Source organism: Croceibacter sp. (assembly GCF_002716225.1).
Classification (GTDB): domain Bacteria; phylum Bacteroidota; class Bacteroidia; order Flavobacteriales; family Flavobacteriaceae; genus Croceibacter; species Croceibacter atlanticus.
Genome location: NZ_PAZX01000013.1, coordinates 406,279 through 427,469, shown reverse-complemented (window position 1 = coordinate 427,469; position 21,191 = coordinate 406,279). Strand labels below are relative to the sequence as shown.

Here is a 21,191-nt window from a genome sequence, read left to right as displayed (position 1 = left end):
ATATAATTAAGCAAACGCTTAATCTACATTGTCATGAAGAAAAGAGTTGTTACTGCGTAACGTAATTTCATCTTCATCTGTATTTAACGTTGTTCTTGAAAGTTTAGAGTCTTCTGGCTTACGCTCTAAATCTACACCTGCGCGTTTATAAGCAGGTTGTTTTTCAATCTCGTCTATATGGTTTGTACTACTTCTAAATTTGTAGTTAAACTCTTTCATCTTTGCTCTACGTTCTGCAGCTCTATCTATAAGGTCTTTAGAAATAGGTTGATTAAAAGGGTCTTCATCATTATCATTTGGTGTAGTCTCTGGCGCTTTAACGGTTTTTGTTTCCATTCTTAAAGACTCCTCAACTTCCTCTTCTTTCTTAGCAACAGGCTTAGCTTGTTCTAGTTCATCTTCTAGATCCATATAGTCATCTAAACTATAGCGAGTAGTTCCTCCAGATGTTGTTTCCGTAACTGGAATAATCTCTATAGATTCCTTAACCTCAATATTTCTTGCATTATTAGTGTCTTCAGTTAAATTAAAAACTACAGGCTCTTCGTGCTCTTCTTCAGCTTCAGGTTGTGTTTGAGCTGTCTCTTTAGAGGTGTTTATAGGAAAATCAAAAGAAAATGTAAATTGATCTTCTTCTTCAGTTTCTGTTGTAGTTGTTGAGTTCTTTACTTCTTCAGCATCAACTACGCGCATATCTTTTATGTGCTCTGTAGTTTCAACTATAATGAACTCTTCATCTTCTATGTGATTAGGCGTATCTAGAACCTCTTTAACTTCTTCATAGATTACGTCTATGTTTTTAATGCTGTTGGTTGTCTGCACTAAATCCATTTTTGGTTTAGCAGGCTCTGTAACATCATCTTCTAAAACGTGAACTATTTTAGTTGGTTTTGGTGGTTCTGGAGTTTCATTTACAACGGGCCGAGGCATTGTTGGAGTGCTTGTTTTCTTTGCACTTAAATCCTGTACTGCTTTTTGCTCGTCTTCTAATGTGTGTATTATTTTCTTTGTTTCTGTATTAGAGATTTCATTTTGCTGTTCTGCATTAAAACCGGTTGCAATTATTGTTACAGAAACTGCATCTTCTAAACTGTCATCTTCACCAACACCCATAATAATATTAGCACCATGCCCAGCTTCGTTTTGAATGTGTTCGTTTATTTCTCCAATTTCATCTAATGTAATTTCTTCTGTTCCAGAAACGATAAGTAGCAATACGTTTTTAGCACCAGAAATTTTATTGTCATTTAATAACGGAGAGTCTAAAGCTTTAGTAATAGCATCTTGAGCTCTAGAACCGCCAGAAGCTGTTGCAGATCCCATAATAGCCGTACCACTATTGCTTAATACTGTTTTAGCATCGCGCAAGTCAATGTTTTGCGTATAGTGATGTGTTATTACCTCTGCAATACCTCGAGCTGCAGTTGCTAAGACTTCGTCTGCTTTAGAGAACCCAGCTTTAAAGCCTAGGTTACCATAAACTTCTCTAAGCTTATTGTTATTTATAATTATTAATGAGTCTACATTTCGGCGTAATTTTTCGACACCAATTTGTGCTTGCTCATTTCTCATTTTACCTTCAAACTGAAACGGGATAGTTACAATACCTACGGTAAGAATATCCATTTCTTTAGCTTGTTTGGCAATAATTGGAGCAGCACCTGTTCCTGTACCACCACCCATTCCAGCAGTGATAAACAGCATTTTTGTGTTAGTGTCCAACATTTGTTTTATATCCTCAAAGCTTTCGATTGCAGCTTGTTCACCAACTTCTGGGTTAGCACCTGCACCCAAACCTTCAGTTAGGGTAACTCCTAGTTGAATTTTATTTGGAATGCTGCTGTTTTCTAATGCTTGAGCATCTGTATTAAAGATTACAAAGTCTACACCTTTAATACCTTGTTGAAACATATGGTTAATGGCATTGCTACCACCACCACCTACACCGATGACCTTAATAACGTTCGATTGGTTTTTAGGCAAATCGAATGCAATGTTTTCGAATTCTGTGCTACTCATAATTCAAATTTTTATTGTGTTATACTCCTTTTACTGAGCTTTTTTTATTCTTTTTCTTTTCTTTTTTATTCTGCGTTGTCTAGAAAATCCTTGAATTTATCTACCCATTTGTCAAAGAAATTTTTACGTTCCTTATGTTCTCTAACCAATTGCTCTGTCTCTTCAGACATAGGTTGGTCTTCGTAGGTATCATCCTGAGACTCTTCAACAACTTCCTCTTTTGCTACGAGAGGTTTCTTTTTGTTTTCTTCTAAACTATTCATAACAAGACCTACTGCTGTTGCATATTGTGGGCTTGTTAACTCTTTTTCATTATCGTGAGCTAAATGCTCATTAGGAAATCCAATTCTGGTATCCATACCGGTTATGTATTCCACTAATTGCTTAAGATGTTTAAGCTGCGCGCCACCACCAGTTAAGACAATTCCTGCAATTAATTTTTTCTTTTGCTCTTCGTGGCCATAATTCTTTATTTCCAAATACGCTTGCTCTATGATCTCTACCACTCGAGCGTGAATAATTTTGGACAAGTTTTTTAATGTAATTTCTTTTGGTTCACGACCTCGTAATCCTGGTATAGAAACTATTTCATTATCCTTATTCTCTCCTGGCCACGCAGAACCAAACTTTATTTTTAATAACTCAGCTTGCTTTTCAATAATTGAGCAACCTTCTTTTATATCTTCTGTAATCACATTGCCTCCAAAAGGAATTACAGCTGTATGACGTATGATACCATCTTTAAAAATTGCTAAATCTGTAGTACCACCACCTATATCTATAAGTGCAACACCAGCTTCTTTTTCTTCTTGACTTAGCACTGCATTAGCAGATGCAAGAGGCTCAAGAGTTACTGTACTAAGTTCTAATCCTGAACTTTTTACGCAACGTCCAATATTTCTTATTGATGCTACTTGACCTACAACGACATGAAAATTAGCTTCAAGACGACCGCCATACATTCCTATTGGCTCTTTAACTTCTGCTTGCCCATCTATTTTAAACTCTTGTGGTAGTACGTGAATTATTTCTTCTCCAGGAAGCATAACCAATTTATGTACTTGCCCACAAAGCTTTTCAATATCTTTTGAGTCTATAACTTCATCTGCGTTAGGTCTTGTTATGTAATCACTATGCTGTAGGCTGCGTATATGTTGTCCTGCAATACCAACAACAACATCTTCAATCTTAAGACCGCTATCTGCCTGTGCTTCATCTACAGCTTGTTGTATACTCTGTATGGTTTGGGTAATGTTATTTACCACACCACGATGTACACCTAAACTTTTAGAACGCCCAATGCCGAGTATCTCTAACTTGCCATACTCATTGTGCTTACCAATCATAGCTACAATCTTGGTTGTTCCTATATCTAATCCTACTGCAATGTTGTCTTTTTCCATCATCATTCTATTTGATGTCTATTCCTTTTTTGTGCAAACTACCTGACTGCCAAACTGTAAGTTAACCTTACTATACAGGTTCAATTTTTTATCTTTTAAAGCTTTTTGATAAAATGCTTTAAGATTATTTACTTTACGATCTATATCTTCTATGTGTCCAAAATCAACTTCAAAATCTACATCTCTTAATTGTAGGTAGTAAGTACCTTTAGATGTTTTTTGAATTGCTGTAACGTGCTTAGTTAAAAACACATCTTTAGTAATATACTTTAACAACGGAAACAGAACATCTATATCTTTTTCTGAAATGTGATACACAAGTGGTACACGAGCAGAGTGAAATTTAGATAGCGGCATGATCTTGCCTTCTTCATCTATGTAAAACGCTTTTTGATGAGACACTCTTGCTATTGGCTTACGTTGTTTAACTGTTACACCAAGTGTCCCATTTACAGTGAGATACACATCAGAATCGGCAATCATGTCGTGATTGTCTATTCTATTTTCTACGTCTTTCAAAGCTATTGCTTCTTTAGAAGCGTTCTTAACCTTTTCGTTATTTTGTATCAACAATTTATTAACGATTTCATGGGTAACATATAGATTTTCGTCATCCACAAAATTTATAGCTACATTGTTGATTTTTCGATTGTTATTGCGTTTCTCAGCAAAGCCAAATAGAAAGACTACCAAGGCCAAAACCAAAAATGCTTTTATGTAGTTCCAGTTAATCTTCATGACGCATTGCTTTAGTGACCTTTAAAATTTCTTCACCTATGTCTCCAGCACCTATCATTGCTACAACTTCTGCAGATGTTGCTTTAACTTCTTTTATCAGATCTACCTTTCCAATTACTTTTTTGTTAGGGTTAGTTATAAGTTTAAGTAATGCTTGAGACGTAATGCCTTCTATTGGTTCTTCTCTAGCAGGATATATATCTAATAGAACTACACTGTCAAACTTTGACAAGCTTTCTGCAAATTCATTTATAAAATCTCTTGTTCTGCTAAATAAATGTGGTTGGAAGACAGCTAATACCTTCTTATTTGGGTGCATTTCTCTTACCGCTTGATGAACGGCATTTATTTCTGAAGGATGATGTGCATAGTCATCAATAATTGTTAGTTTCTCAGACTTTATTCTGTATGTAAAACGCCTTTGCACACCTTTAAATGAGGCTAAAGCTTTGGTGAGACTGTTGCTTGGGGAAACAAAAGGTGCTGCTAATGCCAAAGCTGTAACCGCATTTTGTAGGTTGTGTTTTCCGGGTAAATTAAACTCAAACCCTTTTATGATATTGTCTTGTAGTCTTAAGTTAAAACGATAAGAACCATCTTTAATTGTGATGTCTTCTGCTGTTATGTCTGCATTACCATCTACACTAATTGATACCCCTTTAAGTGGCAAGCCTTTAGCTAAAAAGACATTTGATTTATCTTTTACTAAATCTGCAAAGCCTTTAAATGTATGTGATAACTCTTCTGCGCTACCATAGATATCTAAGTGATCTGCATCCATAGATGTTATTGCAATCTTATTTGGTGAAAGATGCATAAAAGATCTATCAAATTCATCGGCTTCAACAACTATGGCATCTAAACCATCATTTATAAAATTAGTGTTGTAGTTTTCTGAAACACCTCCTAAAAATGCTGTTATATTTAAACCAGAATCTTTTAAAAGATGGGCTAGGATAGAGGTTGTTGTTGTTTTACCGTGTGTTCCTGCAACGGCTAAGGTATTTTGGTTCTTTGTAACATCTCCTAAAACCTCTGCACGCTTCTTTACACTAAAGTTTTGTTCTTTAAAATATACAAATTGCTCCTGAGATTTTGGGATAGCTGGAGTGTAAACAATTTGTGTAGTATCCTTATTTAAAAAGCCTTTTGGTACAGCAGACAATGATGCATTAAAAACTACAGGAATACCTTCGTTTTCTAAGGCTTTAGTCATACTTGACGGAGTTTTGTCGTAACCAGACACAGCAAATCCTCTTGCTTTAAAATAGCGCGCAAGACCACTCATACCAATACCACCGATACCGATAAAGAAATAATGTGTTATGTTGTTTTGAGTGTTCATTGTCTTTGCTGCTTTTTACTACGCAGTATGATTAATTAAATGTTCAATTTCGTTTACAATATCTTTAGTTGCATTGGGCCTTGCTAGTTTTTTTATATTTTCTGAAAGCTTTACTTGCATTGCTTCATCTTCTAAAAGACTTATAAATTGTCTTTTAAATTGCTCGTCCATTTCGCTTTCTTTCATAATTAAACAAGCTTCTTCCACAGCTAATGCCATAGCATTTTTCATTTGATGATTTTCTGCTACGTTTGGAGAAGGAATTAAGATCACAGGTTTTCCTACGATACAAAGCTCACTTACAGATCCTGCACCAGCACGGCTAATAATTATATCTGCTACACTATATGCTAGATCCATTCGGTTTATATACTCCTTCACTTGTAAACGTTTATTTTCTTCAAGCGTTTTATATTGTTCATAGTATAACTTACCAGTTTGCCAAATAACGTTTACACCTGTTTCCTCAAAATCTTTAGCGTGATTAGCTATTAACTCATTTATACGCTTAGCACCAAGGCTTCCACCGAGAACTAATACTGTCTTTCTTGTTTCATCTAATTCAAAATGGTCTATGCCTTCTGCTCTTTTTGAATCAAGATCTTTAATGTCTTGCCTAACAGGATTGCCAGTTTTTATAATTTTTTCTGCTGGAAAATACTTTTCCATATGGTCATAAGCCACACATATTTTGTTAGCCTTATCTGCTAACCATTTATTGGTAATACCTGCGTAACTATTTTGTTCTTGTATAAGGGTAGGAATGTTCTTGCTATTTGCCATTTTAAGCAATGGCCCACTCGCAAAACCTCCTGTACCAATTACCACGTCTGGCTTAAATCTTTTTATAATGCTTCTACTTTTCCATAAACTAGACAGTAGTTTGAATGGAAACATAAGATTTGTGAAGGTGAGTTTGCGTTGTATGCCACTTATCCAAAGTCCCTTGATATTGTAACCAGCGTTTGGAACTTTTTCCATTTCCATGCGGTCTTTAGCTCCTACAAATAGAAACTCTGCATCTGGGTAACGATTTTTCAATTCATTGGCAATTGCTATTGCAGGATATATATGTCCTCCAGTTCCGCCACCTGATAATATGAATTTTAAGTTGCTCATATTGCTTCGCTTAAAATGTCTAATGGGTTATCACTTTCTTCGCTTTCCATTTGTTTAATGGCTTCACGTTTAGCACTTACACTCAATATTATTCCTAAGGATAAACACGTCATCCAAATAGATGTTCCACCACTACTAATTAGTGGCAAGGTTTGTCCTGTTACTGGAAATAGCTCAACCGCTACTGCCATATTTATTAGTGCTTGAAAAATAATAGGTAAACCAACACCTATAACTACTAATTTTCCGAAAACTGAGTCTGCTTTTGTTGCGACTATAGTTAATCTAAACAGTAACAATAGGTATGCAATCATTACTCCAAAGGCACCTATTAATCCAAGTTCTTCAACTATAATTGCATATATAAAATCTGATGAGGATTGAGGTAAAAAGTTACGTTGTACACTCTTTCCTGCACCTGTTCCTGTAATGCCACCTGTAGCAATTGCGATTTTTGCTTTTTCTATTTGATAAGCGTCTGTATCATCATCACTTGTAAAGTTTTCAACTCTACTTATCCACGTATCAACACGGTTAGGGAAAACTCCTGGAAATGCTTTTGCAGATAAGATAAATATGGTTAACATTACTAGTCCTATTCCTAAAATAACACCTAGATATTTTAAAGGATAACCACCTAAAAAAACTAGTACTACAACCATTGCAAAAACAATAGCAGTAGTTGAAAAGTTAGCAGGAAGAATTAAGGCCAAGATTACAAATACAGGTAACCAAAGCGGTAATAGGGTTTCTTTAAATGTTATGGCTTTGTTGTGTATTTTAGATAGATACCTTGCAACGTAAACCATTAAAACCACCGATGCTAACGTTGATGTTTGAAAACTTAAACCTCCAACATTAATCCATCTACTAGCATTAGCACCATCTATAGTTGTGCCTTGCGCCATTGTGTATAACAAGAGCAGTATTACTACCGGAATCATTATGATAGATAAGCCTCTAAAGAATCGATAAGGCACTTTATGTATAACGTATAGCAAGATGAAACCTAAGAAAAGGTGAGCACCGTGCTTTAATAAATACTTAAACGTACTACCATCACCTTGTAGGTATGCCAAGTTGCTACTAGCACTATATACAGGTATAAACGAAAATATCGCTAATAACCCGACTATAGCCCAGATGAACTTATCGCCTTTAAGATTTTGAAAAATACGTTTCATGTGTTGTGTTCTCTATGTTTTATAAAAGACGTACAGCCTCTTTAAATTGTCTTCCTCTGTCTTCGTAGTTTTTAAATAAATCAAAACTTGCACACGCTGGTGATAATAACACAGCATCACCACGTTCACCAATTTTGTATGCAATCTTAATAGCTTCACTCATAGATTGAGTTTCAACCATAATATCTACACAGTTATTAAAAGCTTTCAGTATTTTTTGATTGTCTACGCCAAGGCAGATTATTGCTTTAACCTTTTCATTCACCAAAGCGTTAAGCTGGCTGTAGTCATTTCCTTTGTCTACACCGCCAACTATCCAGATCGTATCGCTAGACATACTCTCTAATGCGTAAAACGTAGCATTTACATTAGTGGCTTTAGAGTCGTTAATGTAGTTAACGTTATTAATTTTTAAAACGTGCTCCAAGCGGTGCTCTACACCTTGAAAATTAGCTAAGCTTTCTCTAATAGTTTGCTTTCTAATTTTAAGCATTTTAGCAGCACTCGAAGATGCCATTGCGTTTTTCTGGTTATGTGTGCCTTTTAGGGCTAGTGAGTCAATTGGCATATGTATTTTGTTTTCGTCAATGTTAATAATCAGTTCGTTGTGTTCTATGTAAGCACCGTATTTCAATGGTTTTGTAGTTGAAAATGGCACTAGTTTTGGTTGAATGGTATGTGCTTCTAAATAATCATTAATAGCTTCATTATCTGCATCATAAATTAAATAGTCATCTTTTGTTTGATTCATTGTGATTCTAAATTTTGAAGCTACATACTTGCTGAAATCATAATCATATCTATCTAAATGATCTGGTGTGATATTGGTGATAATTGCAATATGAGGTCTAAAATTCTTAATGTCATCTAACTGAAAACTACTAAGTTCTAATACATAATGTTCACTAGGATTTACAGCAACTTGTTTTGCAAAACTGTCTCCTATGTTACCACCAACAGAAGCGTTTAAACCACCTTCTTTTAAAATATGATGTGTCCAACGTGTTACGGTTGTCTTGCCATTACTTCCAGTAATTCCAATTATTGTTGCATTTGTAAATTCTGAAGCAAATTCAATTTCAGAAACTATAGCAACCTTGTTATCTTTTAGTCGTTTTATAATTGGCGCTTTGTCTGGAATACCAGGACTTTTCATTACCACATCTGCATTTAAAATTTTAGATGCTGTATGTTGGTTTTCTTCCCATTCAATCTCAAAATTTTCAAGAACGTCTTTATAGGTTTCAGTTATTTTACCGAAGTCTGAAACAAAGACTTCGTAATCTTTTTGTTTTGCCAGTATAGCTGTACCAACGCCACTTTCTCCAGCACCAAGTATGGCAATCCTCTTAGCCATTTATCTTAATTTAAGTGTGACAATTGTTATGACAGCTAATAAAATTCCTATAATCCAAAAGCGAACTACAATCTTACTTTCGTGCTGTCCTTTTTTCTGATAATGATGGTGTAATGGACTCATTAGAAAAATGCGTCTGCCTTCACCATATTTTTTTCTGGTGTATTTAAACCAGCCTACTTGCATTACTACAGATAGATTTTCAATTAAAAAGACACCACACAATACAGGTATTAATAATTCTTTTCGTGTAGCAATTGCTAATACTGCTATAATACCACCAATGGTTAAGCTTCCGGTATCTCCCATAAATACCTGTGCAGGAAATGTGTTGTACCATAAAAAACCGACTAATGCACCTGCAAATGCAGTAATAAACACTGTCATTTCACCAGTTCTTGGAATGTTCATGACGTTGAGGTAATCTGAAAAAATAATATTTCCAGATACCCAAGCAAACAACCCTAATGTGAGGACAATTATGGCAGAAGAGCCAGCAGCGAGACCATCTATACCATCTGTTAAGTTTGCACCATTAGATACAGCAGTTACAATAAAGATTACAATGGGTATAAATATTAACCACGCATATTTAGCATAACCAGGATCTATCCAAGTAATTAAATCGGCATAATCAAACTCATTGTCTTTAAAGAAAGGAATAGTTGTCTTTTGTGACTTTTCTTCTTCCCTAAATTCTTGAGGTAAGTTTTGAGTTAGTAATTCTTGAGAATTCTTAGGGTTTACTACCTCTTGTTTTATGGTAATATCTGGATGAAAAAACATTGTTGCTCCAACAATAATTCCTAATCCTACTTGTCCTATAACTTTAAATTTGCCTTTTAAGCCTTCCTTATTTTTTTTGAAGGTTTTAATATAATCGTCTATAAAACCAATAGTTCCCATCCAAAGTGTGGTTACTATTAAGAGTATTACATAAATATTGTCTAATCGAGCTAATAGCACTACAGGTATTAACGTTGCAAGAATGATGATAAAACCACCCATTGTAGGTGTTCCTGCCTTTTCAGATTGCCCTTGTAACCCTAAATCTCTAACAGATTCGCCAACCTGTTTAGCTAATAAGTAGTTTATAATACTTTTACCATAAATAGTTGAGATAGCTAAAGACATAAGGATAGCCATTGCTGCTCTAAATGAGATAAACCCAAATACTGAAGCTCCTGTAAGCTGAAATTCTGATTCTAGATATTCAAAAAGATAGTATAGCATTAGTTATTCAGTTGTGTTAGTAGGGTTTTTACAATTTTAAAATCATCAAAGTCTGTACGTTCACCATTAATTTCTTGGTACGTTTCATGACCTTTTCCGGCTATTAGTATTATGTCATTTTCTTTAGCAAATGAACAAGCCGTTTTTATGGCTTGTTTTCTGTCTGCTATCGAAAGTGTTTTTTTAAAGTGTTGTGGTTCAACTCCAGACTCTATAGCTTCTATAATTTTGTTTGGGTCTTCTGTACGAGGATTGTCACTAGTAAAAATAACTTTGGTGCTTAATGCTGAAGCTATATGACCCATTTTAGGACGTTTAGTAGCATCTCTATCTCCACCACAACCAACTACAGTAATAAGCTCTTCATTTTTAGTGCGGATGGCATTTATGGTTTCCAGAACATTTTTTAAAGCGTCTGGTGTATGTGCGTAATCTACAATTGCTGTAATCTTATTTTTAATAAGGTATTGAAAGCGTCCATTTACAGATTCTAACTCACTTATTAACCGAAGGGACTCCATTGTTTGCATACCTAATAACTCTGTAGTAGCAAAGATTGCCAAGAGATTATAGGCATTAAAATTACCTATGAGTTTGCTCCATAGTTCGTTGTTATTCAGCTTTAATAATAACCCGCTAAATTGATTCTCTAATATCTGCGCCTTATAATCTGCTATAGATTTTAACGCGTAGGTCCTTTTTTTAGCCTTTGTATTTTGAAGCATAACCATACCATTCTTATCATCTGCATTGGTAAGTGCAAAAGCAGAAGATGGTAACTCATCGAAGAATTTTTTCTTAACATCACGATATTCAGCAAATGTGCTATGGTAATCTAGATGGTCGTGTGATAGGTTAGTAAAAATACCACCAGTAAATTTTAATCCAGTTGTGCGGTGTTGAGCAATTCCATGAGAACTAACCTCCATAAAACAGTACTCACAGCCAGTATCTGTCATTTTAGACAGATACTTGTTTATCGTTAATGAGTCTGGTGTAGTATGTGTTGCTTTATGCTCAATATTGCCCACCATTATTTTAACTGTAGAAAGTAAACCAACCTTGAAGCCTGCTTTAGTATAAAGTTGATAGAGTAGTGAAGCAATAGTGGTCTTGCCATTTGTACCCGTAACACCTACTAATTGTAAATTCTCTGAAGGATTTTCATAAAAATTAGATGCCATAAACGCCAAAGCCTGTTGTGCATTCTGAACCTTAACATATGTAACACCGTTAACGGTGTCTTTTGGGAGTTCTTCACAAACAATAGCAATTGCACCTTGATTTACTGCATTCTTAATATACTCATGGCCGTCTGACACTGTGCCACGCGTTGCTACAAAGACATCATTAAGTGATACTTTTCTAGAATCGAACTCAACATTTGTTATGGCTACGTTTGTATTACCAATCACTTTGTTAATAGATACTCTATATAATATGTCTTTTAGTGTAATCAACTTAATATGAGGGTTATGGTTTGGTTAGGAGTTAGTTTTGTGCCTTTGTTAACCGATTGAGATTTTACAGAGCCAGTACCGCTTATTTGAACACGCATTCCCATATTTTCTAATAAGGAAACGGCATCCATAGCTGGCAAGCCTCTTAAATCTGGCATTATGGTTTTATACGTTTGGGCAGTCTTGTAATAGCTGTTGTATTCTTCTTCTACAGAGGTGTGTTGTACATTTATAGTTTCAACCTCATCTGTAACAGGAGTGTCTGTATAAATCTTTTGGGCTATAGTTTTAAAAACAGGCGCAGCTACAATGTTACCGTAGTAGCCAATTTCTTTTTTAGGTTTATGTATAACTACGATGCAAGAATACTTAGGATCTTCTGCAGGAAAGTATCCAGCAAAAGAAGAGATATACTGTCCTGGCTTTTTCCAATATTCAACTTGACACGTACCGGTTTTACCAGCCATTGAAAAGCGTTCTTCGTAAATATTATCTGCAGTACCTCTTATGACAGTGTTCTCCATCATTTCTTGTACTTGTTTAGCGGTTTCCTTAGAGCAAATACTTTTATTTATTACCTCTCTATGGTGTTCCTCAACTGTCTTATCCCATTCTTTTATGGCCTTTATAAATCTTGGTTTTACCATTTCACCATCATTTGCAATCGCATTGTAAAATGTAAGTGTTTGTAATGGTGTCATAGATACTCCGTAGCCAAAAGCCATCCAAGGTAATGTTGTACCGTACCAATTCTTATCATCTGGACTTGGTAATATTGGAGCGCCTTCACCTTTTATTTCTAAGCCTAATTTTTTGTCAAGTCCCATATTCCTAAGTCTGTTAATAAAGCGCTTAGGGTTATCCTTGTAGTTTTGATAAATGAATTTTGAAAATGCTGTGTTAGAAGACAATTCAAAAGCTCTTGCAACTGAAATTTTTCCGTAGCCACCCCATTTTGAATCGTATACAGTACGGTCGTAATACTTAATTCTTCCTTTTTCCGTATCAACTACAGTTGAAGAATCGATAACTTTATCTTCTAATGCAGCAACAACTGCCATTAATTTAAATGTAGATCCAGGTTCGTGAGACTCACCAACAGCATAATTTAATTTTTCGTAGTACTTGCCAGAGCTTGTACGGCCAAGGTTAGACATAGCTTTTATCTCTCCTGTTTTTGTTTCCATAACCACAACAGTACCGTGATCTGCTTCAAACTTTTCTAATTGCCCTAAAAGCGCATGATGTGCTATGTCTTGTATGTTTACATCAATAGTCGAAATAACATCCATACCATCACGCGGTTCTACCTCGTTGGCATCGCTAATAGGTTTCCATTGGTTTTTAGCTATTTTTTGTTTTAGCCTTCTACCTTCTTTACCTCTTAAATAAGGACCAAATGCGCCTTCTAATCCTACTCGAGTGTAATAGCCTTTTTCATCTACACGCTCATAGCCAACCGTGCGTTCCGCCATTTTTCCTAAGGGATGTTCTCTAACAGTTCTTTGCTCAGAAATAAAACCACCTTTAAATGCGCCAAGTTTAAATAGCGGAAAGTTTTTTACTTTAATATAATCTGAATAGCCAAGGTTTCTGGCCACTAAATAATACCTGTTTTTATTTGCTCTAGCCTTTCTTAAGTTGGTGCTGTAATACGATGCTGGCTTACCAAAAAGTTTAGAAAGTTCCTGAGAAAGGTCATTTACATTAGCTTCAAAGACATCTTGTTTTACAGTTACGGCATCGAACCTAATGTCATATTTAGGAACAGATGTGGCTAGTAAATTACCATTGGCGTCATATAGATTACCTCTGTTTGCTGGTATAATAAAATTCTTTGTGGTTTTCTTTTCTGCAAGATCCTTGTATTTGTCACCTTCAATAAATTGAATGTTGAGAAGTTTCAACGCGACAAGGATAGCAAAGATGAACATACATCCTGCTACAAAATATAATCGGTTTAATATGTTCTTTTCATTTGTCATATTTACCTTTAGTCTCTTGCCTTCACTTTAATTTTATAAGGCGGCGTTAATGAAGGTTTAATTTCTCTGCCTGCCATTTTCCTTGTTACGGTGCTCTCCATTTTCATATCCATTAATTTAGAGCGACCATCTACAAATTCACTTCTTAACTCTCTTACCTCATTATTGAGTTTAGCTATAGTATGAACTTTGCGTTCTGCACTGTGAGAGCTAGCAATCATTACAATTGCTAAAACTGTACAGAACAGGATAAACTGCCAGTTTTTAATGGCATCATCGTTTATTAAAAACGTTCCTTTTAATATGTCATACATTTTGTTACTCATAACTCTATCTCTCGGTCTTTAAATTAAAGACGCTCTGCAACCCTTAATTTTGCACTACGTGCTCTATTATTAGTTGCTATTTCTTTAGCATTGGGTACTATTAGTTTTCCGACTTTCTTAAATGGAACCTCGATATTTCCATAAAAATCTTTTTCAGGCTCACCTTCAAACAAACCGCTTCTTATATAGCGTTTTACTAAGCGGTCTTCTAACGAATGATAGGAGATAAGACTTAAGCGACCTCCAGTAGTAAGCATATCTTCGGTTTGTTTTAAAAATTCTTTTAAAACCTCTAATTCTTGGTTTACCTCTATCCTTATTGCTTGGTATATTTGGGCTAACATTTTGTGCTCCTTACCGCGCGGTAAAAAACTATTTATAACTTCCTTTAAGTGTTCACTTGTTTCAATAGGCGTATCTTTTCTTGCGCCATAAATTGCACGAGCTAACTTAGGTGCGTTTCTTAACTCTCCATATTGAGACAACACTTGTCTTAATTTTCCTTCTTCGTAGGTGTTTACCACCTCATAAGCACTAAGTGCATCATTTTGATTCATCCTCATGTCAAGCCTACTGTCAAACCTGGTTGAAAAACCTCGCTCTGCGACATCAAATTGATGAGACGATACTCCAAAGTCTCCAAGAATTCCATCTACAGTTTTGTAACCTTGAACACGTACAAAACGTTTAGCGTATCTAAAATTTTGTGGTATAAGTGTAAACCTGTCATCTTCCAGTGCATTTTCTAAAGCATCTTGATCTTGGTCGAATGCAAATAATTTTCCGTTAGGACCAAGTCTGTTTAAGATTTCTTTACTGTGACCACCACCACCAAATGTGACATCAACATATACACCATCTGGCTTAATGTTGAGACCATCTACGGTTTCGTGTAGTAAAACTGGGTTATGATATTCCATCTTCTTCGTCTTGTCCCATTACTTCTTCAGCTAAATCGGCAAAATCACCTGTAGCATCTTCAATGGCAGTTTCATATTTATCTTTATCCCAAATCTCCACAATATTAATAGCAGAGTTTAAGACAATCTCTTTAGTGATTCCTGCAAAACCTAATAGGTCTTTAGGGATAAGTAATCTTCCATTAGCATCTACTTCCACAGTTTTTACACCAGCTGTAAAACGACGAATGAAATCATTGTTTTTCTTACGGAAACGGTTAAGCTTATTCACTTTTGCCATCATGGCATTCCACTCTTCCATAGGATAAAGCTCTAAACATGGCTCGAAAACAGAACGTTTTATGACAAAGCCATCCTGAAGCAACGGCAAAAGTTGCTTCTTGAGGGCAGCAGGAACCATTAAGCGCCCTTTGCTATCTGCCTTACATTCATATGTTCCGATGAGATTTACCACGTCTTAAACTATAACTTCAAAAATATAAAAATTATTACCACATTTTACCACTTTTTACCACATTGTTAATAAGTTGTCTGTGTTTTATTGATGTAAATTTGTTTAAACACCTGTTAAAATGCTGTGTTGCAGTTTGTTGAAAAGCTATTAACATAGGGTTTATAAGTGGGAGGTGAAATTGGAAATATCTCAAAATCAGACATTATGCTAAACTTTCTCAACTCAAAAAACAAGTAGCGCCTCGAATTGCACAGAATGCGTATATTTGCCACTTCTAACTGCGATATTATTAATGGATAACCAACTTAAAACTGAAGGAAAATTTGAATACCTAGAGATTGGAGAAGGCACGCCAATTATCATTCTGCATGGATTGATGGGAGGCTTGAGCAACTTTGAAGGTGTTCAGAACTATTTTCCAGACAAAGGTTATAAAGTGGTGATACCACAGCTGCCGCTATACTCTATGCCTATCCTTAAAACTAAGGTGAGTAAGTTTACAGACTTTATAAAAGAGTTTATAGATTTTAAAGGTTATGAGGAAGTGATATTGCTTGGTAATTCTTTAGGAGGTCATATAGCTTTATTGGCTACCAAACTTTATCCTGAAAAAATTAAAGCTTTAGTTATAACTGGTAGCTCTGGGCTTTATGAAAGTGCTATGGGTGAAAGTTACCCTAAACGTGGTGATTATGAGTACATAAAAGCGAAAGCTGAAAATGTATTTTATGATCCTAAAGTGGCAACAAAAGAAATTGTTGATGAGGTTTATGCAGTTGTAAATGACCGTAATAAACTTATTAGGACTTTAGCAATTGCTAAAAGTGCAATACGTCACAATATGGCTAAAGATTTACCAAATATGACGACTCCTACGTGTATTATTTGGGGAAAAAACGATAATGTTACGCCACCTGAAGTAGCTGTCGATTTTAATAAACTATTACCAGATTCTGATTTATTTTGGATAGATAAATGTGGTCACGCTGCTATGATGGAGCACCCAGATGAATTTAATAGTATTTTAAACTCTTGGTTAGAAGCGCGTAAGTTTTAATTCTTAAATTAAAACACATCTGTTTCAATATTTAGAACGTTCTGAATCATGAAGATAAATACTGCCAAATTTGTAATTAGCAATAGTGATGTTGATAAATGTCCTCAAGACAAGCTTCCTGAATATGCTTTTATAGGAAGGAGTAATGTGGGTAAATCATCACTAATAAACATGATGACCAATAATAAGAAGTTGGCAAAAACTTCTAGTACTCCAGGAAAGACACAGCTTATAAACCATTTTATAATTAATGATGAATGGTATTTGGTAGATTTGCCAGGTTATGGTTATGCTAGAACCAGTAAGAAAACCAAAAAAGTATTCCAGAAGTTTATTACAGATTACTTTGTAAAACGATCACAGCTTGTTTGTGCATTTGTTCTTGTAGACAGTAGACACGCGCCCCAAAAAATTGATTTAGAATTTATGGAGTGGCTCGGTACAAACTCAATTCCGTTTGCTATAATCTTTACCAAAACAGATAAGCTTAAGAAGGGTGAATGGGACCGAAATTTTAAAGTTTATAGTTCAAAAATGATGGAAACCTGGGCAGAAATGCCAGAGTATTTTACCACCAGTTCTTTACACAAAACAGGTGCTGAAGAGGTTTTAGAGTATATTGATACTATAAATGAAAGCTTAAAAACCCAAGGTTAAATTTATAAGCCACCTTACTAAATTACTCTTTTTTAAGTTCAAGTTTTTCAGCAAAGTAATCACAGAAATCTTTCATAGTAGCTGTCATCTTCTCATCTTGTGTAGCTCTGTTAAATGTATCACTCATTGCTACTAATGTTTGGTGAAAAAATTTTTTCATTTCATCTACAGGCATATCTTTTGTCCATAAATCTATACGAAGTGTTTCTTGTTGTTTACTATCCCAAATACTAAGCAGCATTGCTTTAGCTTCTTCATCTTTAACACCACCATCTTCAGCTGTCCAATTCAGGGATTCTGGTACGTGATTTTCATCAACCTCTACTTGTATATTAATGTTTGATACTTTGTTAGCCATTATTTCTTTGGTTTGTATTTTGAAGTTTTAAAAATTGTTTCAGCATCTGTAATAAGTAGCTTTTTTAAGCTTACAGGATGTTTGTCCATATATTGTTTTACAATTTGCCAGCCTATATACTGGCCTAATTTACTAGGACTTTCTGCATCTAATTGAAGATAAAATTTGGAAAAAGGACCTTCGTTTATAAAGCGTTCCTGTAATTTATTACTTGTTTTGTATATAAGTTCCTTTTCAATAAAATACCTCCAAATTTGTTCCTCGTTATCTAACGCCCATTGATAGTCTTCTTTAGAATAGCCTATTTTCTCATTAGGATTTGTACAAGGTAAAAAAACATCTTGCAAGTAAAGTAACTTGCCGTAATATACCATCTGTGCTAAAAATGTTCGGCTAGTTGGTCTGGGTACTAATTGATTTGCATATTCTTGAGCAATGTTTGGGACAATTTGTGCTTTCCTAAAATTGTCTTTTAAATACTCCTGAATTCCTACATAAAAACGATGGTCTGTGCCTAAATAATTATCTAAAGCAATTAAAAGCAAACGGTCTGCAACAATAACTTTATTTCTGTAATCAACATCAGATGTGACAGTTATTACAGTTGGCTTCTTAAATTCAGGGAAGTGGTATTTAATATGCTTAAATAAAGTGCTTATATCATTAGTCTCTTCAATAAAATCGGGAAAGGTCTTAATAACTTCAGACTCAAGCTCATTTTGTAAAGTGTCATTAATCTTGTTTACCCAAATGCTATCTGGAATACGAGATGAAAACAGTTCTGGAAATGCTGTTTTTAGTTGTGGTAAATCTTCTGTAGTTGCTTCAGCAAAAGCTTTGTCAAATCTTACAACTTCAACATCCATTGGTATATTGGAGATATCTTTATTAACAGTGCAATCTGTATTACAAGACACAACTATGAAAAGTAAGATTATAAGGGATGTTAGTTTTGTTTTCATTCCTAAGTTCAATGACTTATTTTTGTTTGCAAAGGTACAAATTGAGTTATAGTTAAGATATGAAGACTTATGCTTTTCGTTATTTAAATTTTCTTGATTTTTAATCTTTTCTAATAATTTGAAAATAAAATGCTTAGGCACTATAATATTTAAAATAAACCTATGAAATCTCAAAAAGTAATAGACCATATTGTAAACTGGTTAAAAGATTATGCAATTAACGCGAAACAAGATGGTTTTGTTGTAGGTGTAAGTGGCGGAATAGACTCTGCAGTAACGTCTACACTTTGTGCAATGACAGGTTTAAGAACATTATGTGTTGAAATGCCAATTCACCAAGCACCAAGTCAGGTTACCAGAGCGCAAGAGCATATTGCACAACTAAAAAATAGATTTGCAAATGTTACCAATGTAGAGGTGAATCTTACAGAGACTTTTGAGACTCTTAAAACAGGATTGCCCGCTGCAGAGCCAAGTGATCAACTTGATTTAACCTTAGCCAATGTTAGAGCTAGGTTACGAATGACTACATTGTATTATTTTGCAGGATTACACAGGTATTTAGTAGCAGGTACAGGAAATAAAGTTGAAGATTTTGGTGTAGGTTTTTATACAAAGTATGGTGATGGCGGCGTAGACTTAAGCCCTATTGCAGATTTGTTGAAAAGCGAAGTTTATGAGATAGCTGAGTTGTTAGGAGTTCAAAATTCTATTATGGTAGCAAAACCAACAGATGGCTTATATGGCGACAGTAGAAGTGATGAAGACCAAATTGGTGCTAATTACGACGAGTTAGAATGGGCTATGGAAATGAAAGAATCCGGAAAAACTACTGATGACTTTGTAGGAAGACAGAAAGAGGTTTTTGATATCTATTCACGATATAATAGGAACAATCTTCATAAAATGTTGCCAATTCCAGTTTGTGAAATTCCCTTACATCTAAAAAATTAGCACTTTATCGATTAGATTTAATTTCATTAGTAGGATTTATTTACAACGTTTTTATTGCGGCTTTATTTGTGAGATCCTAAAGCCACGTTAAATGAAGAATGTTTTAATTGCAGATTCACATCCTATTGTTATTAAAGGATTAGCTAGCATTTTAAAAAAAGATGAAGCTTATAAAATTGTAGCAAAATCTAATGATGAAAATGAACTTAAGAACCATATAAGCTTAAAGTCTCCAGATATTATTATTATGGATATAGATATGCCAAACTCAAGTGGTTTATCTATAATAAAAACCCTAAAACAAAATAATCCAGAGGTTAGAATAATAATTTTTAGCCACCAGCCAGAAGAGTTATATGCATTAAGTGCAATACGATTTGGTGCTTCGGGTTACATAAACAAAAGTAAGTCTTTAAAGAAAATTAAAACAGCTATAGATCAGGTTGCTAGAGGTGGCATTTATTTAAGTAAGGTTATAAGCGAAAAAATATCTTCTAAATCTAGCTCTAAAACAGGTGTCGTTTCTAAATATAGAGCTCTTTCAAGTAGAGAGATTGAGGTGCTTAATTTTATCTCAAAAGGTTTAAAGAATAAAGATATTGCTGAAATGCTAAAAATTAATGAGAAAACAGTGAGTACCTATAAAACACGTTTGCAAAAAAAGCTAAATGTAGATAGTGTCGCTGGATTAATTAAGCAGTCTAAAATGTTGGAGCTTTCCTAAAGATTTTTAATTAGGTTGCAAGTAACGGATTTGTGTATGAAACGTAGCGTGTAAAAAGGCATTAACTTTTCGGATTAACACAAATCAAATTTTTCTTATTATCTTTTTCCCTCAATAATCCAAATTTAAAAATTTAGTAATCTTAAAAAAGTGCCTGAAACATTAGATTAAGAACAAATTGCCCTATTGTTTTATACGTTGTAGTGGTACTTTATTTTTACGATATTAATTCCGGGCCGATTATATTCATCCACAAAATAAATCCGATTATTCCACCTATAAATCCGCTTAATATAAATGTCAATCTAATTTTATTCGGAATGATTTTAAAGATAACAAATATTGATATTAGCAATCCAAGTAATCCCAATATAATTGGAAAAGTGCCTGACCATATTTCAAATCCTTGAGAGATATTTTTTTCGTCGCCACCAAACCAAGTTCCATTTGGTGAAATGATTTCATGACCAATTGACATTGCAAGATTAAAAAATTCTCTTAACCAAAATAAAGACAAGAAAACAGCCAGCCAATCAATTATTTTCAATCCATTTTGATGTATTTGTTTTCTGCACCAAATTAATATTATCAAGCCTATAATTCCTGTAAATATTGTTTGTAAAGGTCCACTAATGGTTATTAGAAGTCCGTTTGATTTTAATGTTTCAATTCCAGTTTCGTATTCAGTCCGCTTTTCAAAATTAAGATTATTCTTTATTTCAGTTTCGTACTTGTTATAAATTTGGATTAGTTTATCATTTAATTCGCTACTATCATAGTTCATACTTCTGTAATGCAGAGTAGTTTCATAGCCTAAAATTTTGGCTGCAGTTATATGACCGTATTCGTGACTGACTGTTCCGATTGCATTAACAAAATGAATGCAAGCGAGAAAATTATAAGATTTTTAATGTCTATTCGGATGTTCATTTTAAT

Annotated in this window: 20 protein-coding genes; 4 read left to right on the top strand and 16 right to left on the bottom strand. The window is 34.5% G+C overall.

Features of this window, described 5'->3' with window-relative positions; all coding sequences use genetic code 11:
- Positions 1-18: 18 nt before the first annotated feature.
- From ftsZ to mraZ, 13 genes are all read right to left on the bottom strand, one after another.
- Positions 19-2,019: a cell division protein FtsZ gene (gene ftsZ / locus CL818_RS11755; protein WP_272973477.1), complete on the bottom strand. Its 2,001-nt coding sequence runs from the start codon at positions 2,017-2,019 to the stop codon at positions 19-21.
- Positions 2,020-2,084: 65 nt separating this feature from the next.
- Positions 2,085-3,422: a cell division protein FtsA gene (gene ftsA, locus CL818_RS11750; RefSeq protein ID WP_013187058.1), complete on the bottom strand. Its 1,338-nt coding sequence runs from the start codon at positions 3,420-3,422 to the stop codon at positions 2,085-2,087.
- A gap of 18 nt (positions 3,423-3,440) precedes the next feature.
- Entirely contained in the window at positions 3,441-4,160 is a 720-nt protein-coding gene (locus CL818_RS11745; RefSeq protein WP_272973478.1) for a cell division protein FtsQ/DivIB, read from the bottom strand.
- The gene (gene murC, locus CL818_RS11740) at positions 4,150-5,505 is read right to left on the bottom strand and encodes a UDP-N-acetylmuramate--L-alanine ligase (RefSeq protein ID WP_272973479.1); all 1,356 of its coding nucleotides are present in this window, start codon (positions 5,503-5,505) and stop codon (positions 4,150-4,152) included. The genes CL818_RS11745 and murC overlap by 11 nt, the downstream gene beginning before the upstream one ends.
- Positions 5,506-5,523: 18 nt before the next feature.
- The gene (gene murG, locus CL818_RS11735) at positions 5,524-6,624 is read right to left on the bottom strand and encodes an undecaprenyldiphospho-muramoylpentapeptide beta-N-acetylglucosaminyltransferase (RefSeq protein ID WP_272973480.1); all 1,101 of its coding nucleotides are present in this window, start codon (positions 6,622-6,624) and stop codon (positions 5,524-5,526) included.
- Complete coding sequence (locus tag CL818_RS11730; protein WP_013187062.1) at positions 6,621-7,808, bottom strand: FtsW/RodA/SpoVE family cell cycle protein; 1,188 nt, start codon at positions 7,806-7,808, stop codon at positions 6,621-6,623. The genes murG and CL818_RS11730 overlap by 4 nt, the downstream gene beginning before the upstream one ends.
- Positions 7,809-7,827: 19 nt before the next feature.
- Positions 7,828-9,165: a UDP-N-acetylmuramoyl-L-alanine--D-glutamate ligase gene (murD, locus tag CL818_RS11725; protein ID WP_286973135.1), complete on the bottom strand. Its 1,338-nt coding sequence runs from the start codon at positions 9,163-9,165 to the stop codon at positions 7,828-7,830.
- Positions 9,166-10,398: a phospho-N-acetylmuramoyl-pentapeptide-transferase gene (gene mraY, locus CL818_RS11720; RefSeq protein ID WP_272973482.1), complete on the bottom strand. Its 1,233-nt coding sequence runs from the start codon at positions 10,396-10,398 to the stop codon at positions 9,166-9,168. It lies immediately after the preceding gene.
- Complete coding sequence (locus CL818_RS11715) at positions 10,398-11,858, bottom strand: UDP-N-acetylmuramoyl-L-alanyl-D-glutamate--2,6-diaminopimelate ligase (RefSeq protein WP_272973483.1); 1,461 nt, start codon at positions 11,856-11,858, stop codon at positions 10,398-10,400. The genes mraY and CL818_RS11715 overlap by 1 nt, the downstream gene beginning before the upstream one ends.
- Positions 11,855-13,843 carry a PASTA domain-containing penicillin-binding protein gene (locus tag CL818_RS11710; protein WP_013187066.1) on the bottom strand — a complete coding sequence of 663 codons (1,989 nt, stop codon included), beginning with the start codon at positions 13,841-13,843 and terminating at the stop codon, positions 11,855-11,857. Before CL818_RS11710 ends, CL818_RS11715 begins: the two co-directional genes overlap by 4 nt.
- A gap of 8 nt (positions 13,844-13,851) precedes the next feature.
- Positions 13,852-14,169 carry an FtsL-like putative cell division protein gene (locus CL818_RS11705; protein WP_013187067.1) on the bottom strand — a complete coding sequence of 106 codons (318 nt, stop codon included), beginning with the start codon at positions 14,167-14,169 and terminating at the stop codon, positions 13,852-13,854.
- A 23-nt stretch (positions 14,170-14,192) separates the two neighbouring features.
- The gene (gene rsmH / locus CL818_RS11700) at positions 14,193-15,089 is read right to left on the bottom strand and encodes a 16S rRNA (cytosine(1402)-N(4))-methyltransferase RsmH (RefSeq protein ID WP_013187068.1); all 897 of its coding nucleotides are present in this window, start codon (positions 15,087-15,089) and stop codon (positions 14,193-14,195) included.
- On the bottom strand, positions 15,076-15,543 hold the full coding sequence (gene mraZ, locus CL818_RS11695) for a division/cell wall cluster transcriptional repressor MraZ (protein ID WP_041240939.1): 468 nt from the start codon (positions 15,541-15,543) through the stop codon (positions 15,076-15,078). Before mraZ ends, rsmH begins: the two co-directional genes overlap by 14 nt.
- Positions 15,544-15,835: 292 nt before the next feature.
- On the opposite strand from mraZ, the gene CL818_RS11690 reads away from it, so the two are divergent.
- Both CL818_RS11690 and yihA read left to right on the top strand, forming a co-directional pair.
- A complete protein-coding gene (locus CL818_RS11690; RefSeq protein ID WP_272973484.1) occupies positions 15,836-16,600 on the top strand; it encodes an alpha/beta fold hydrolase in 765 nt (254 codons plus the stop codon).
- A gap of 48 nt (positions 16,601-16,648) precedes the next feature.
- Positions 16,649-17,257 carry a ribosome biogenesis GTP-binding protein YihA/YsxC gene (yihA, locus tag CL818_RS11685; RefSeq protein ID WP_272973485.1) on the top strand — a complete coding sequence of 203 codons (609 nt, stop codon included), beginning with the start codon at positions 16,649-16,651 and terminating at the stop codon, positions 17,255-17,257.
- Between the two features lie 22 nt (positions 17,258-17,279).
- Here yihA and gldC read toward each other — a convergent pair whose 3' ends face one another.
- Entirely contained in the window at positions 17,280-17,615 is a 336-nt protein-coding gene (gldC, locus tag CL818_RS11680) for a gliding motility protein GldC (protein ID WP_013187072.1), read from the bottom strand.
- Complete coding sequence (gldB, locus tag CL818_RS11675; RefSeq protein ID WP_272973486.1) at positions 17,615-18,577, bottom strand: gliding motility lipoprotein GldB; 963 nt, start codon at positions 18,575-18,577, stop codon at positions 17,615-17,617. The genes gldC and gldB overlap by 1 nt, the downstream gene beginning before the upstream one ends.
- A 162-nt stretch (positions 18,578-18,739) precedes the next feature.
- Here gldB and nadE point away from each other — a divergent pair, with 162 nt between their 5' ends.
- Both nadE and CL818_RS11665 read left to right on the top strand, forming a co-directional pair.
- Entirely contained in the window at positions 18,740-19,531 is a 792-nt protein-coding gene (gene nadE / locus CL818_RS11670; RefSeq protein ID WP_013187074.1) for an NAD(+) synthase, read from the top strand.
- A gap of 91 nt (positions 19,532-19,622) precedes the next feature.
- Positions 19,623-20,255, top strand: coding sequence for a response regulator (locus tag CL818_RS11665; RefSeq protein ID WP_272973487.1), 633 nt, complete (start codon positions 19,623-19,625; stop codon positions 20,253-20,255).
- A 217-nt stretch (positions 20,256-20,472) separates the two neighbouring features.
- Here the strand turns inward: CL818_RS11665 and CL818_RS11660 are convergent, their stop codons facing one another.
- Positions 20,473-21,039, bottom strand: a complete 567-nt coding sequence (locus tag CL818_RS11660; RefSeq protein ID WP_272973488.1) for a hypothetical protein — start codon at positions 21,037-21,039, stop codon at positions 20,473-20,475.
- Positions 21,040-21,191: the final 152 nt, after the last annotated feature.